Here is a 16,515-nt window from a genome sequence, read left to right on the forward strand (position 1 = left end):
ATTTTAGACGGATCAAACTCATTTTGATCCGTCTATTTTAAACAAAAAATTATGGTAGGAATTGGATACAGAAAAGACTTTGCAGAAGATTTTGCAGATAACAATGTTTTAACACCTTCTTTTATAGAAGTCGCTCCAGAAAACTGGATGAACGTTGGTGGATATTATAAAAAGCTGTTTGATAAAGCTTTGGAAAAACATCCTCTTTTTGTACACGGCCTATCTTTATCTGTGGGAAGTCCCGAAGGAATTGATATTAACTTTGTAAAACAAGTAAAACAATTTTTGGACGATACCAACACGGTTGAATATTCAGAACATTTAAGTTTTTCTAAATGTGATAATGCTCATTTGTTTGATTTGTTACCCATTCCTTTTACACAAGATGCTGTAAAACACGTAGCCAAAAACATTCGTTTGGCTCAAGATATTTTAGAAAGAAAAATTGCCATAGAAATTGTGAGTTATTACTCTCCGATTGCAGCAGAAATGACCGAATTGGAATTTATTAACAATGTTATTAAAGAAGCTGATTGTAACTTATTATTAGATGTAAATAATATTTATGTCAACAGTTTTAATCACCAATACAATGCTCAAGAATTTTTAGCAAACCTAGATTTAGACAGAGTAAAATATATACACATGGCAGGTCACACTCAAGTCTCAGAAGATTTGATTATTGATACCCATGGAGAAAACATTATAGATCCCGTGTATGATTTGTTTGGTTTTACCATGCAACAACTAAAACGTGATGTACCAGTATTGTTAGAACGAGATTTTAACATTCCAGAATTGGACATTTTACAATGTGAAATGAATCAATTACAAAACATTAAAACCAATAGTTTAAAAAAACATTCCCATGTTATTCGCTAAAACACATCAACACCAAAGCAACTTGGCTACTTATTGCCGAACAGGAAATCCTGTTGAGATAAAAGGTGCTGTGCAAAAAAACTTAACACACTACAGACGTTTGGTTTTTAACAATGTGTTAGATACTTTAGAAACAGCCTATCCAATTACTAAAAATTTATTAGGAGATGAAAGTTGGGAAACCATTGTGAATCGTTTTTTTAGCACTTATAATATTAAGAGTCCACAAATTTGGAGAATGCCCGAAGAGTTTAAAAACTACCTTATTGAACAAGAAAAAGATCTTTTAATCACCTACCCTTTTTTAGAAAACCTATTAGAATTTGAATGGCTTGAAATAGAAATATTTATGATGCCTGATGTACCTCATAAAAAATATAAAGACGGTTTTTATACACTAAATCCAGAAATAGATATGATGATGCTCTCTTACCCTGTACATATTAAAAACCCAAACTTAATTACAGAAAAAGACAAAGGCTCTTATTTTGTATCGCTGCACAGAAATCCAGATACAGGCTCAATTCAGTTTACCAATTTATCTATTCCCTTTGTAGATGTTTTAGAACATTTAGCTGCAAATCCATTAACAGAAAAAGATATCAAACAAATTTTAAAAAAATACGCTTCTGAAAATGAGGTAAATATTGCTTATGATGAATTCATCAAACAATCTTTGACTACACAATTATTATTTAAGTAATAACTTCCAACGTCAACTTAATACGTTCTCTCAGATTCCTTTGATTAACATCAATTAAATAAAACCTGTTATGGCATCTTTCTTGCTCCATTTATAAACATCAATGGTCAAGTTTTATTGATATAACAAGGCCTATTTTAATCTTAAAAAAGATATTTATGAAAATTTTAGTGATAGGAGCAAGCGGAAGAGTTGGAAAAATTTTAACAAAAAAATTGTTAGAAAACAATCATCAAGTTATTGGAACCACCAGACAAGACGAATCTCTTTTTAGCAATCAAAATTACACACAAATTTCTTTAGACTTGCTTGGAGAAATAGAAGAGATACAAGAAAAAATTCCTAATCATATTGATGCAATCTATTTTGTTTCTGGATCTAGAGCTAAAAATTTACTTGCTTTAGATTTACATGGAGCCATTAAAACCATGAAAATTGCTGAGAACAAAAACATAAAACAATATATTATGCTAAGCGCTGTATTTTCATTAGAAACCAATAAATGGAAAGAAGAAGGATTTGATGAGTTGAAAGATTATTACATCGCTAAACATTATGCAGACGAATGGTTGATTAGAAACACCAACTTAAACTACACCATATTGCAACCAAGTGCTTTAACAGAGACTACTGGTACAGGGAAAATTGAAGTAGACATTCAACACCCTGGTGAAAATGCTATAGAAGATGTAGCCACTACCTTACTTGAAGTTTTAAACAATAAAGCAACCTTTAAAAAAGTAATTTCCATGCACAGTGGAACAACCCCTATTAAAGAAGCCATAAATAACATAGGACAATAAACCAAAACTTGTCTTAAAATTAGGAGCCACTTGAGTTTATAATTTTATTACATTGTAGCTAATTAAAGTTAGCTATGAAAGACATTGATGAATTATATAGAAGACTTGAGGTGCTGGAACAGAAACAGCTCTCTTTCCAAAAAGAAATACAAGTTTTAAAACAGGAAATTCAACATTTTCACGAACCTGTTAAACAAGCTGTTCCTGTTCACCAAACCTATACACCTATTCAAAAAATCAAAGTTGAAAAGAAAGAAAAAACACCTGTTTCTTTTAATTTTGAAAAATTAATTGGTGAAAATCTTATCAATAAAATAGGAATCATCATTACTATTATAGGAGTTTCTATTGGTGCAAAATACTCTATTGAACATGATTTAATTTCGCCAATTACCAGAATTCTCTTAAGTTACTTAGCTGGTTTTATCTTACTAGGTTTAGGATATAAATTAAAAACAAAATATTCAAACTATGCAGCTGTTTTAACTAGCGGAGCTTACACAATTCTCTATTTTATTACATTTATTGCTTATAGTTTTTACCAATTGTTACCCATGTGGTTTGCCTTTTTAACCATGTGTTCTTTAACAATTTTAACTGTTTTTACCGCTCTAAAACTCAACAAACAAGTCATTGCTCATATCGGATTGGTTGGTGCTTATGCCGTCCCTTTGCTGCTTAGTAGCAACAATGGAAACATAGCTGCTTTATTTGTTTATGTCGGAATTATCAATATTGGTATTTCATATATTGCTATTAAAAGATATTGGAAGCCTCTATTTTATAATGCTTTTGGCGTTACATGGGTTTTATTTATTTCTTGGTTTTTTAATGACTATGAATACGAACAGCATTTTGGAATTGCTTTTGGTTTTTTAAGTGTTATTTATATTACCTTTTATAGCATTTCTTTATCTTATAAATTGATCAAAAAAGAACCTTTTTTAGCGGGTGATGTCATTTTAATTCTCAGCAACACCCTTTTGTTTTTCTGCTTAGGATATCTTGTTTTAAACAGTCATCCATCAACTAAAAATATTATTGGGCTATTCACCATTTATATTGCTTTTTTACATGGACTGGTCGCCATACTTTTATACAAGCAATCCGTAAAAGACAAAAATCTACAACAACTTGTCATAGGATTTTGTATTCTATTTATCACCTTAACTTTTCCTATACAATTTGAGGGAAGTTGGATTTCTATTTTTTGGATTGGTGAAGCAACCATTTTATTTTGGATTGGTAGAACTCAACAAAAAGGATTTTATGAAAAACTTTCCTATCCATTAATTGTATTGTCTTTTTATAGCCTGCTTATTTATTGGTTTAAATATTATGATGCTTCAGGTACTGAAACAAAAATCAACTTATTTTTAAATCCATATTTTCTAAGCTCGGTCTTGTTTATTACTTGTATGTCTTATCTTAATTTCATCCATCTAAAACACAAAAGCAAGCTAGAAAACAAGTCTAATTTACACTCTATTTTTTCACATGTCATTCCTTCCCTTTTAATCGTGAGCACCTACTTGGCTTTTTATTTTGAAATTGCTACCTATTGGGAACAACTTTATACAAAATCGATGAATCAAGATGAGATGATTCTAAATCGAAGTATCTTAAAATTTAAAGTGATTTGGCTCATAAATTATAGCCTAATTTTTATGACTATTTTAAACTACATCAATCACAAAAAGATAAAAAACAATAGTTTAGCAAAGGTTTCAATAATCTTTACCTTTTTATTTACGCTTATTTATTTAACCTTTGGCCTTTTAAATTTAAGTGATTTAAGAGATACTTATCTAAATGATCTAAATCCATCTCCCAATACTTATTTTATTAGCATTAGATATCTCTCGTATCTATTTATAGGACTTTTGTTTTACACAACATATCCTAACAGAAAAGTGATCTCTAGCAAAATTTTCGATTGTTTTTTACACCTAACTATATTATGGATTTTAAGCAGTGAACTCATCAATATCTTAGATTTATTTACTACTGTACCTTCGTATAAATTGGGCTTGAGTATTTTATGGGCCATTTATTCCTTAGGATTGATTTGCTTAGGAATTTGGAAACAAAAACAGCATTTAAGAATCATTGCCATGGTATTGTTTGGTGTTATTCTAATAAAACTGTTCTTGTATGACATCTCTCATTTAGGAACCATTTCTAAAATCATAGTCTTTACTTTACTCGGAATTATTTTATTATTGATTTCCTTTTTATACAACAAATACAAAAATATCATCAACACTAAGGAAAATTAAAAACCAAAACAGCCCGAGCAATTGCTCGGGCTGTTTTTATATAAATCTTAACCAAGTTTACTTTGCAAGAAACTCAGTTACGTTTTTTTCTATTCTATCTAACACGTTAGAAATATCTGCTTTTACAAAATTCTCACCTGTAATTTGCTCATATAATTCAATATATCTATTAGAAATTTCTTCTATTTTTTCGTCTGTTAATTCAGGAATTTGTTGTCCTTCTTTTCCTTGGAATCCATTTTCTATCAACCATTGACGAACAAATTCTTTAGACAATTGTTTTTGAGCCTCTCCTTTATCTTGTCTTTCTTGATATCCTTCAGCATAAAAATAACGAGAAGAATCTGGGGTGTGAATTTCATCAATCACTACAATTTTCCCATCCGCTGTTTTTCCAAATTCATACTTGGTATCTACCAAAATCAACCCTCTTTCCGCAGCCAATTCAGTTCCTTTTTTAAACAAAGCCAAGGTATACGCTTCTAATTGCTCATAATCTTCTTGAGAAACAATTCCTTTAGCTAAAATTTCCTCGCGAGAAATATCTTCATCATGATCTCCTAAATCTGCCTTGGTTGTTGGCGTAATAATAGGTGTAGGAAATTTATCATTTTCCTTTAAACCTTCTGGCATGGTAATTCCGCACAACACTCTTTCTCCACTTTTATAAGTTCTCCAAGCATGACCTGTACAGTAACCACGCACTACCATTTCTACTTTAAAAGGCTCACAAGCATACCCAACGGTTACGTTAGGATCTGGCGTTCCCAATACCCAGTTTGGACAAATATCCTTAGTTGCTTCTAACATTTTAGCTGCAATCTGATTCAAAATCTGTCCTTTATAAGGAATTTGTTTTGGCATAATGACATCAAAAGCAGAAAGCCTGTCTGATGCTACCATCACTAATTTTTCGTTTACCGTATATACTTCACGAACTTTTCCTTTATAAATAGCCGTTTGACCTGGGAAATTAAAATTGGTATCGTTAATTGTGTTACTCATCTCGGAATTTAATTTGATACAAAAGTAAGGGTTTTGTAATAAAGAAAATAAACCTATTTGTAAGTTAATATTTCTTTTTAAAAATCTGCAATTTCTATTATATCTTTAGATCTTGATGCTTCATCATATTGTTCGGTATTATAATAATATGGTTTATATATAACTCCTCCTAGTAAATAAAAACTATTGTTAATTAAAGTCATAGTATACATGCTTCTATATACTCGTTCGGAATAAACAGGATCTTCACTAACCTTTTTATAATTTGGAGCTATAATTTTCTTAACCACATTCTTTGTATTTAAGTCGTATTTATAAATCAAACTAGCTTCATAAAAATTATTGTTAACAAATTTTTTATATACATCTAACCCTGTTAAGTACAAATATCCATCCGACTCATATAAAGAGACTCCCTTTACATCATTGCCTCCTGAATAATTATTTGGTAATAATATCGAATCCCAGTTTTCAGATTGAAAATTGAAAAAATAAATTTCTCCATTTTTTGAAGAAGTGCAAAAAATATTATTCTCTGATATATAAAAATACTCAGGAAAATATCCCTCAGTAGGATCTACAGGTGATTTAAATTCTTTAATTTCTTTTGTTGACAAATCAACACTATACATAGCTACCTCTGCATTTGGTTTATAATTCCTAGAAACATCTTTGTAGACAAACATGTATAATTTATTTGCAGAATACACATAACGCTTAGTTATAGCATCTTTATACTGATTATATGTTGTTGTATCATTCTCTATATAATCTGAAATAGTTTTCCTAGAAAGCTGAAAAGTATCCATATCAATAAAAATTAACTCATCTTCATTTACCGTATATAGTTTACCTTCATAATACTTAAAATTTGTATTACTAAATTCACCAAAGGAAGGTAACTCAACTGTTACCCAATTGCTACCACTAAATTTAAGAAGAGATATCTTCCTGTAATTTGTTACTAAATTGTAGAATCTACCTTTATAAGTAAAAAATACATCTCTCCCAGTCGACACACCTACAAATTCCGCATAATCTTCCGATGTCTTGCCTAGATTTGGAGATAAATAAATGGGCTTAAATTTTGCCCAGTAAGGATTTTCCATCATAAAACTCTTTTCTATCCCTCCTCTTAAATACACCTTTACATTAATTAATTCTGAACTATAAACAGTTTTAAACAACAAAAATTGAGCAGTTGATTTATCCCCTTCATTATAAAAAACACCTTGTCTAGAATTATATTCTTTTAGCAAATCTAAGTTTTCACCTTTTACTTTATACAACGTATTTCCATAAGAATCTGTTCTTAAATATTCTAGAGAACTAATTTTTACTTCAGGAATTGTGAATTTCACAACATTTGATAAACCTCCATAAAGAATAAATTGAAATTCATTCTCTCCTGTTTTGGCAAAATTTGGCAGCAAAAAAGTTAAAACGTCATTATCAAATTCATCTTTTGTATACTTTATATAAGAACTGACTTCTTTAGTGTTTAACAAAAGTTTAGATTCTTTTAAGTTTTTACCTTTTAAAATGATTTCATCACCATAAACAACTTCATTTTTATTTATTGAGATAATTTTAGGTTCAGGTCTTTCTAATTTTATCTCAAGAACTTCTGAAAACCCCGAAATATTACCAATTGATAACCTTAGTTTATACCCCCCTTTCAATAATTCATTATTATAGAATTTACTCATCGGAATTTTAGCTTTGAGTACAGATCCTTCTCTTTCATTTATATATTTATTTAATTCAATGGACTTTAAATTTTCACCCCAATCTTCATCATCATATTGATAATATAATAAACTAGTAGATTCTCCATTAAACTCAATCAATAAATCATCATTAAACAAGTACATCTCATCATCATTTAAGCTCAATATTTTAGGCTTCAAAATTTCTACGGGAAAATCATAAAAACTTGTCCACTCACCTTCATATTCATTAATCCTATTATAAACTCTAACTTGATTTATTAAATAATTTTGATATACAACTGCTTTGATATAATTATCTGTCTTCTCTAGAATTTTTAAACCTCTAGGGTCTGTATAAGTAGGTCTACTATATATTCCACGCACATAGCTGTTTGTGTTTACTTGTGTATTATATAAAAAATTAGCTCCTAATATTTCAATTGTATCACCAATGTAAAATTTATCAGGGACTACGTTTTTAATAAAAACAGATTTTACTTTAATTGGATCCTTTGCTAGAATAGTATCCTCTAGTTGAACTACACCCAATTCTAAATTACCAAAAGGTGTTCTATAGGGTACTTTAGCCGTTATTTTAGTTTCATTAACTATTTCAGGAACTACATTGTAATAATTATTTAAAGTGTCTTTAAGAAAGATACTAAGTAAACCTTTATTGAGAGCATATTCTTTAAAACCATTACCATCTATAGTTATAACCTCTCCTGGATATACAGAGGAAGTAATCTTATTGACATTATGCGATTTTATTTCAATTGGATACTGATACTCCAATCTTAAACCACAATTTTCTAAGATTGGTTTTGAAACTCTTTTTTTAATATCAGAACTTAACTCAACCTTTAAAATTGAATCTGATTTGTAAATTACCGGATGTTTAACACCTCCTATTTCTATGGAAGTTAAAACATCACTCTCTAATCCATACAAACAAAACCCTTTTCCTTTTATTGTTATTATTTGCCCAATATCTGTTTGAAGTGGGAAAATTGAATCAATTCTTGAGTTATAACTTAAATCAGTATCCACCTTGGTCGACTCACCATAAATTGTATAGACTCCATCAATCTTTTCTGTAGTACCACCATCGCTTAAATTTGCTTCATAGACATCTAGAACTTCAACAAACGGTACTAATTCTATTCCCTGTGAATTCAAATATTCTTTTTTTACATCTATATTAGCTGTTGTTCTATATTTGTCAAACCTATCGGAGGCATAAATCAAATCTTCACCTATTCCATTTACTTTAATTACATAACCAATTACTGCATACATTGATATACCAAGATTGGCATAATCAACCTCTACATGAAATCTTAATAAATCTTCATCTGTCTTAACAAACTCCTTTGTTAAACAACCAGTTACTGTTATAAGACCCTCAAGCTCCTCCTGCCTTTCCAAATTAGAAACACCGACCTCTTCCTCTTTCTCACAACTAATGAACAACACCAATACAAAAAATAAACAAAGTAATTTCCTCATGATCAAATTTTTCTTAAAATTGATATTGATTAGTTGTCTTTTTATTCATTACAAATGAAATTTTAAAATCTTTATTATCAATATTTAATTTTATTAAAACCTCATCGTCATACCTATAAAAGAGATGAAAGTTTTCTTCTGAAAGCTCAATCCCGTCTATATAAACAAAAACATCTCCATATCTATGAAAGTTTTTTCCTTTTATCAAATACGCATCTTTCTCTTTTAAATAAATTACGCTTTTAATCTCAGGATCATTATAACCTACATATACACTGTCATACCCTGTAAAATCGTTCCCTATTTTTATTTCAAAATCACCTTCTTGACTCTGTTGAAATTTTCTAACGGCTAATTCTAAAACCCCTCCATCTTTTTTTCTTTTAAAAGATTCAATGCTAATCAGTTGTACATCATTGACCTTTACTCCATATACAAACAACAAATCTTTAATTTCAATAAACAAATGATCATCATAATTAACACTTTCCTTACTTACATTTATAATCTGAGGCTTTTTTAGTTCAACATCATAGTATTTATAACTATTACCTATTTTTATCTCCAGTTTATATTCTTTATTTTCTTTAGACCAATAAGAGCTTCCCAATTGATCAATTATAACACTTACTAAAGTATCTGTAACAATTAAATCCGTTTGGGATTTTCCTAAAAAAAAGGTTCCCTTATAAAAATCTTTAAGATTATTTCCTCTAAAATTAAGAGTATCACCTAAAGTTAAAACTATTGGTTGCTTTACCTCTTCCAAATATAAATCAGCATCTAAAGGTTTACTTACTAGATTTAAAGCATTCTTAATTTCCAAAGTGTCTCTTAAATGAATGAGTAACAAATCAAAAACACCATACCCATAAACCATACCCTTCAGAGGCAAATTCAATATTTTTTTATCTCCATAAACATCTTGACTCTTAATGTTATGATATAAAATACTAGAGCTTTTACTTCGTAATCTAACATGACTTGGGCCATTAATAAAGCTCTCAGGAACAAAGTTATCTCCGTAAACTTTTAATGTTTCCCTGGATGCTAAGGGACCCGAAGAAACAGAATCAATAAACGCTTTTTTAATTCCAAAATCACCTTGAAATGGAATCTCCATACCACAATTCTTGAGAAAAGCTCCTTTTCGTATATCATCTAAATTTTCGGTAACATTACAAAGCAATAAAGAGTCTGACTTAAAAACAATGGGATGATCTACTCCTGCTATTTCAATAGAAGAACTAGAAGTAAAATCTAATCCTGAATTACAAAAATTACGACCCTTAATCTTTAGAAGATCACCAACAAAGGCTTGTTTAGGCTCAATACTAATTAATTCTACATTGTAAGAGAATTTGGAATTTAATTTTATTTCATCAGCTTTTAAATAATACTCTCCTTTGATTTTATAATCATAAATATTATTACCATCATCGTTAAAATAATCTTTATACAATGAATAAACTTTAATGAATGGAATAATGGAATAATTTTCGTTTTCAAAGATTTTATCTTTAAGAGTAAAAGCAACCCTCTTACCAATCAATTGATAGCTGTAACTATTCTGATATTCTCCAATCTCTTGCCCAGACTCATTTAAGAAATAACCTACTCCTAATTGATATTCTTCAGGTAAGTTTTTATAATCAAAATCTATTCTTAAAATTTTATTTTGTAATGAATCTAGACTCATAAAGCCTTTAATTTCTAAATTCTCTGTTGCATATTTCTCATAATTAAAATCCGATTGAATTACTTCATCTTGTTTACACCCAATTAAAAAAATTAGAAATAAGGTTAGTAGGTAACCAAATACTTTTTTCATAGCCATTTTTTGAATTACAATTCAAAAATAAGATTCTTATTTAAAATACATTGAAGATTGTTATTTTTCATGACACATAAACTTATAATTTTCATAAAAATCTAATCTATTTTCTAATAAAAATGAGACAGGAAATACAACTAAACAACTCCATTCTTAAATAGAAAACCTACTCCGTTTCAATACTTTTATAAGCAGTAATAATTTCTTTTACCAAACGATGACGAATCACATCTTTTCCATCTAAATACACCTGTGCAATTCCTTTTACATCTTTTAAGGCTAACAACGCTTCTTTTAAACCAGACACTTGCTTTCTTGGTAAATCTATTTGCCCAGGATCTCCTGTTATCACAAACTTGGCTCTTTTTCCCATACGAGTTAAGAACATTTTCATTTGACTGTGAGTCGTGTTTTGTGCTTCATCTAAAATTACAAAAGCATTGTCTAAAGTTCTACCACGCATAAAAGCCAAAGGAGCAATTTGAATGACTCCTTTTTCCATATGAGATGCCAATCGCTCGGCAGGAATCATATCACGCAAAGCATCATATAATGGTTGCATATAGGGATCTAACTTTTCCTTCATATCTCCGGGTAAAAAACCTAAATTTTCTCCAGACTCCACAGCAGGTCTTGTTAGAATTATTTTTTTGACTTCTTTTTCTTTTAAAGCTCTTACCGCCATCGCAACTGCGGTATACGTTTTACCCGTTCCTGCTGGTCCCACAGCAAACAACATATCATTTAATGCCATGGCTTTTACCATGTTTCGTTGATTCTCTGTTTGGGCTTTGATAAAAGTTCCTCCTACCCCATGCACCAACACGTCATCGTTCACACGTTTTTTTTGTAATTCTATTTGCGAAGCCAATAGCAATTGTTCAATACTGGTTTCATCTAACTTGTTGTATTTAATTAAATAATTAACCAATACCTGAATTCGTTTTTCAAATTCATCTAACAAAATAGGTTCTCCAAAAGCTTTGATGACATTTCCTCTTACCACTAACTTTAATTTAGGATAGTAAGATTTAATCAAATTTAAATGCGAATTATTAGATCCAAAAAAGTCTATTGGATTGATTTCTTCTAGGGTAATTAGGCGTTCGTTCAAGCTAAAAATCTGTTTATAAATTGCCCTTACAAAGTACACAAATATCATTTACAATTCTGTAAATTTGCTTAGAATAATTATCAAAAAAAACTTTATTACCACTCCCGTTGTATGGCATTTATTACCCTAACTACAGATTTTGGAAGAAAAGATCATTTTGTATCTGCAGTAAAAGGAGCCATATACACCTTATTACCAGAAGCTAAGATTGTTGATATTTCTCACGAAATCTCTCCTTTTAACATTACAGAAACAGCCTATATTTTAAAAAACGCTTATAAAAGTTTTCCAAAAGGAACCATCCATATTATTGGGGTAGATTCTGAAATGACCCCTGAAAACAAGCACATTGCCTTGTTGCTAGATGGGCATTATTTTGTTTGTCCGGACAATGGAATTATGTCTATGATTGCTTCGGAAATCAACCCAACAAAAGTGGTAGAAATTAACATTCACGACAGGATAGAAACCAGTTTTTCTGTGTTAGATGTATTTGTAAATGTAGCTTGTCATATTGCCAGAGGCGGAACTTTAGAAGTGATTGGAAAACCATTGCCAGAGATTACCAAAATGGTTGAATTACAACCACAAATTGTTTCTGAAACTAAAATTATTGGTTCTGTTATTTATATTGATAATTATGGAAATGTTATTTCTAACATCACCAAAGAACTATTTAACCAAGTAGGTAAAGGACGAAAATTTACTTTATCGGCAGGTAGATATAACTTTAAAAAAGTACTAAATAAATATAGCGATATTGTTGATTTTAAACTGCCTATAAACGAACGAAATTCAGCTGGTAGTAAATTGGCTCTATTCAATTCTGGCAGTTATTTAGAAATTGCCATTTACAAAAGTAACCTGCAAACCGTTGGAGGAGCTTCAAGCTTGTTAGGACTGGATTACAGAAGTAGTATCAGTATTGAATTTGAAAAAGAGACTTCTGCCTAATGAAAGCCATTTTTAACAAAGAAATACAATCTTTTTTTAGCAATGCTGTTGGCTATTTGTTAGTCGCTTCTTTTCTAATTATAAACGGATTGTTACTTTGGGTTTTTAAAGGATACAGCAATGTTATTTACAGTGGCTTTGCTAATATCAATGCTTTTTTTAATAACAGTTCTTGGGTTTTGGCTTTTTTAATTCCGGCCATGACCATGAAAAGTTTTGCTGATGAGTACAACAACGGAACTTTAGAAATTTTAAAAACCTTACCCATTTCTCACTCTAGCATTATTCTTGGAAAGTTTTGGGCTTATGTAGGTATTATTTTCATCACCTTAATTCCTTCATTAATTTTTGTTTACAGTACTTATCAACTAGGAAATCCTATTGGAAATATTGATTTAGGAAGTACATTTGCTTCTTATTTTGGATTGATTTTATTGTCTTCTACTTATATTGGAATTGGAATTTTTAGTTCCATCATGATGAGAAACAGTATCAGTGCTTTTATTTTAAGTATTCTGATCAATATGGTCTTGTATTTTGGGTTTTCTGCTTTAGAAAATTTATCAGAAATGACTACTTATGGATGGAATACTTTAGGAATTCCTGCTCATTTTGATAGCATTAGTCGTGGTGTAATAGACACGATAGATCTTGTTTATTTCACTTCTATCACTGTTGCTTTTTTAGCTTTCACTAAATTAAAACTAGACAATGACTAAAAAGAAAAAACATATTCTTTTCATAGTTGTGTTGCTTTTTTTAGTGAACATCATTGCTACCAACACACATTACCGATGGGATGTAACCAACGACCAACGTTATTCCATTTCCAAACCGACCAAGTTCCTATTAGAGAATCTAAAAAAAGAAGTGGCTATTACAGTGTTTTTAACCGGAGATTTGCCTTTTGATTTTGAAAGATTAAGCAAAGAAACAGCTTACTTTTTAGAGGAAATCAACACAAACAACCATCACATTATTTTTAGGTTTGTCAACCCTCAAGGAAAAGAAGAAAGTTTGATCAAACAAGGATTGAATCCAAGTAGGTTAACGGTTCAAGAAGATGGTAAAGTATCCGAAAGTGTTATTTTTCCTTACGCAATTGTGAGTAGCGGGAAGAAAAAAGCATTGGTTGATCTATTAAAAAGTTCTTATTTCGAGAATCAAGATAGTCAAATAGAGAACTCTATTCAGAATTTAGAATTTGCTTTTGCCGATGCCATTCAGAAAGTAACGGCTATAAAAAAACAAAAAATAGCTGTACTAAAAGGAAATGGAGAATTAGAAGATATTTATCAATATGATTGGCTAAAAACTTTAGGAGAAAATTACTACATGGCTCCTTTTACGTTGGACTCAATTGCCAGCAATCCTGAGAAAACATTAAAAGAATTACAACAATTCGATTTGGCAATTATCAGCAAACCTACCGAAGCTTTTACCGAAAAAGAAAAGTTTGCCATGGATCAATTTACCATCAACGGAGGAAAATCTATTTGGTTGTTAGATATGGTTCACACGCCAAAAGATAGTTTGATGCAAAACGGAAAAGTGTTGGCTTATCAACGTGATTTAAACTTAACCGATTATCTTTTTAACTACGGAGTTCGCATCAAAAAACACTTGATAAGAGATTTATACGCTGCAAGTATTCCTTTGGCTACTGGAAAAGTGGGAAACAACACTCAGTTTGATGAATTTTTATGGGATTATTATCCACTCATCAAAAGCAACAACAAGCATGTCATCAGTAAAAATATTGGAGAAGTAAAATTAGAATTCGCCAATAGTATAGATACTTTAAATCCAAACATCAAAAAAACGCCCTTATTAGAAAGTTCTAATTTAACCAAAACTCTTACCGTTCCTAGTTATGTAGATTTGGCTAGTATTGCTGAAAACGCAGACATTAAAACCTATAAAGAAGGATCAAAAATTATAGGAGTTTTATTAGAGGGAAATTTTAAATCTGCCTACAGAAATAGAATCAAACCTTTTCAAAATCATTTCATCAATCAAGGAACTCAAAACAAAATGATTGTGATTGCAGATGGAGACATCAGTACAAATCAAATCAGCAAAGGACAACCCTTGGAACTTGGGCTAGACAAATGGAACAATCAATTTTACAGTAACAAAGAGTTTTTAATGAATGCTGTGAACTATTTATTGAATGATGATGGATTGATTCAGCTACGTTCAAAAAAAGTAATCATCAACACAATTAACAAACCAAAAGCGTATCAAGAAAAGATTAAATGGCAATTGATTAACTTAATTATTCCTGTAGCTATTTTGGCTATTTTTGGTTTTTTTAATTTTTATATTAGAAAGCGTAGGTTTTAGAGCGCTAAAAATAGTTAAGAAGTTCAGAAATCAAATTTCACATATCAAATTCTTTGCTTTTTAATTCTTAACTATTCAAAAAGGTTATTAACACTTTGCTGAATTATGTTCAAAACATTTCTTTGAATCAACGGGTTTTCCACCTATATTAGCTACTATATTTAAAGTATTATTCCATACAACATAACCATATGAAATTTATAGTCTCAAGCTCACAATTGTTAAAGCAGTTGCAAGTTTTAAGCGGTGTTATTAGCGCAAGCAGCACCTTACCTATTTTAGATAATTTCTTATTTGAATTAAGCGAAAACGAACTAAAAATATCTGCTTCGGATTTAGAGACAACCATGTCTACTACCATCGAAGTACAGTCTGATAGTGAGGGATCTATTGCCGTTCCTTCAAGAATTTTATTAGACACTTTAAAAACACTTCCTAACCAACCATTGACTTTTAAAATAGAAGGAAATAGCGAAGTTGAAATTACGTCTGAACAAGGAAATTACGGAATGCCATTTTTTGAAGGAAGTGATTTTCCTAAAGCAGTTTCTTTAGAAAACCCTAGCACTACTTTGGTACCTGCTAATGTTTTAGCAAATGCTATTTCTAAAACTATTTTTGCTGCAGGTAATGATGATTTAAGACCTGTAATGAGTGGAGTATTCTTTCAGTTTGGAACAGAAAACTTAACTTTCGTCGCTACAGATGCTCACAAATTGGTAAAATACACTCGTACCGATGTAAAGGCTGATGAAGTAGCAGAGTTTATCATGCCTAAAAAGCCTTTGAATATTTTAAAAGGAATTTTAGCAACTTCTGATGCTGAAGTTTCTATTTCTTACAACGAATCTAATGCAAAGTTTACTTTTGACAATGTAACCTTAACTTGTAGATTGATTGATGGAAAATACCCTAATTACAATGCGGTAATTCCTAAAGAAAACCCAAATAAATTGACCATTTCAAGAGGATCTTTTTTAAACTCAACCAAACGTGTGTCTATTTTCTCTAGCAAAACAACACACCAAATTCGTTTAAAAATGGCAGGAACAGAATTAAATATTTCTGCAGAAGATATTGATTTTTCTAACAAAGCTAACGAACGTTTAAATTGTGACTACCAAGGAGACGATTTAGAAATTGGATTCAACTCTCGTTTTTTAACTGAAATGTTAAACAATTTAGCTTCAGACAATGTACAATTAGAAATGTCTTTACCAAACAGAGCCGGAATTTTAACGCCTGCTGATGGTACCGAAGAGGGAGAAGAAATTACCATGCTGGTCATGCCTGTTATGTTAAGCAACTAACAACTATACTATCTATATTCAAAAGGCGTTTCACATTCGTGTGAAACGCCTTTTTTTATTAACT

General features: G+C 30.4%; 12 protein-coding genes. 8 read left to right on the forward strand and 4 right to left on the reverse strand.

Going from position 1 to position 16,515, the window contains the following annotated elements; all coding sequences use genetic code 11:
- Positions 1 to 51: 51 nt before the first annotated feature.
- The 4 genes from QVZ41_RS02470 to QVZ41_RS02485 all read left to right on the forward strand — a co-directional run bounded on the left by QVZ41_RS02470 (position 52) and on the right by QVZ41_RS02485 (position 4,667).
- Positions 52 to 882, forward strand: coding sequence for an HvfB family MNIO-type RiPP peptide maturase (locus tag QVZ41_RS02470; RefSeq protein ID WP_302882960.1), 831 nt, complete (start codon positions 52 to 54; stop codon positions 880 to 882).
- On the forward strand, positions 869 to 1,585 hold the full coding sequence (locus tag QVZ41_RS02475) for an HvfC/BufC N-terminal domain-containing protein (RefSeq protein ID WP_302882961.1): 717 nt from the start codon (positions 869 to 871) through the stop codon (positions 1,583 to 1,585). Before QVZ41_RS02470 ends, QVZ41_RS02475 begins: the two co-directional genes overlap by 14 nt.
- A 158-nt stretch (positions 1,586 to 1,743) precedes the next feature.
- A complete protein-coding gene (locus QVZ41_RS02480; RefSeq protein ID WP_302882962.1) occupies positions 1,744 to 2,388 on the forward strand; it encodes an NAD(P)H-binding protein in 645 nt (214 codons plus the stop codon).
- Between the two features lie 74 nt (positions 2,389 to 2,462).
- Positions 2,463 to 4,667 carry a DUF2339 domain-containing protein gene (locus tag QVZ41_RS02485; protein ID WP_302882963.1) on the forward strand — a complete coding sequence of 735 codons (2,205 nt, stop codon included), beginning with the start codon at positions 2,463 to 2,465 and terminating at the stop codon, positions 4,665 to 4,667.
- Between the two features lie 57 nt (positions 4,668 to 4,724).
- Here QVZ41_RS02485 and QVZ41_RS02490 read toward each other — a convergent pair whose 3' ends face one another.
- The 4 genes from QVZ41_RS02490 to QVZ41_RS02505 all read right to left on the reverse strand — a co-directional run bounded on the left by QVZ41_RS02490 (position 4,725) and on the right by QVZ41_RS02505 (position 11,841).
- Entirely contained in the window at positions 4,725 to 5,672 is a 948-nt protein-coding gene (locus tag QVZ41_RS02490) for a phosphoribosylaminoimidazolesuccinocarboxamide synthase (protein WP_302882964.1), read from the reverse strand.
- A gap of 77 nt (positions 5,673 to 5,749) precedes the next feature.
- Positions 5,750 to 8,893: an IPT/TIG domain-containing protein gene (locus tag QVZ41_RS02495; RefSeq protein ID WP_302882966.1), complete on the reverse strand. Its 3,144-nt coding sequence runs from the start codon at positions 8,891 to 8,893 to the stop codon at positions 5,750 to 5,752.
- Between the two features lie 13 nt (positions 8,894 to 8,906).
- On the reverse strand, positions 8,907 to 10,724 hold the full coding sequence (locus QVZ41_RS02500) for a hypothetical protein (protein ID WP_302882967.1): 1,818 nt from the start codon (positions 10,722 to 10,724) through the stop codon (positions 8,907 to 8,909).
- A 169-nt stretch (positions 10,725 to 10,893) separates the two neighbouring features.
- Positions 10,894 to 11,841 carry a PhoH family protein gene (locus QVZ41_RS02505; RefSeq protein WP_302883469.1) on the reverse strand — a complete coding sequence of 316 codons (948 nt, stop codon included), beginning with the start codon at positions 11,839 to 11,841 and terminating at the stop codon, positions 10,894 to 10,896.
- A gap of 111 nt (positions 11,842 to 11,952) precedes the next feature.
- Here QVZ41_RS02505 and QVZ41_RS02510 point away from each other — a divergent pair, with 111 nt between their 5' ends.
- From QVZ41_RS02510 to dnaN, 4 genes are all read left to right on the forward strand, one after another.
- Complete coding sequence (locus QVZ41_RS02510; protein WP_302882968.1) at positions 11,953 to 12,795, forward strand: SAM hydrolase/SAM-dependent halogenase family protein; 843 nt, start codon at positions 11,953 to 11,955, stop codon at positions 12,793 to 12,795.
- Complete coding sequence (locus tag QVZ41_RS02515; RefSeq protein WP_302882969.1) at positions 12,795 to 13,514, forward strand: ABC transporter permease subunit; 720 nt, start codon at positions 12,795 to 12,797, stop codon at positions 13,512 to 13,514. The genes QVZ41_RS02510 and QVZ41_RS02515 overlap by 1 nt, the downstream gene beginning before the upstream one ends.
- Positions 13,507 to 15,141: a gliding motility-associated ABC transporter substrate-binding protein GldG gene (gldG, locus tag QVZ41_RS02520; RefSeq protein WP_302882970.1), complete on the forward strand. Its 1,635-nt coding sequence runs from the start codon at positions 13,507 to 13,509 to the stop codon at positions 15,139 to 15,141. The genes QVZ41_RS02515 and gldG overlap by 8 nt, the downstream gene beginning before the upstream one ends.
- 191 nt (positions 15,142 to 15,332) lie before the next feature.
- Positions 15,333 to 16,451, forward strand: coding sequence for a DNA polymerase III subunit beta (gene dnaN, locus QVZ41_RS02525; protein WP_302882971.1), 1,119 nt, complete (start codon positions 15,333 to 15,335; stop codon positions 16,449 to 16,451).
- The last annotated feature ends 64 nt before the right edge of the window (positions 16,452 to 16,515 follow it).

It is taken from the genome of Wenyingzhuangia gilva (genome assembly GCF_030519655.1).
In the GTDB taxonomy this organism is placed as follows: Bacteria; Bacteroidota; Bacteroidia; order Flavobacteriales; family Flavobacteriaceae; genus Wenyingzhuangia; species Wenyingzhuangia gilva.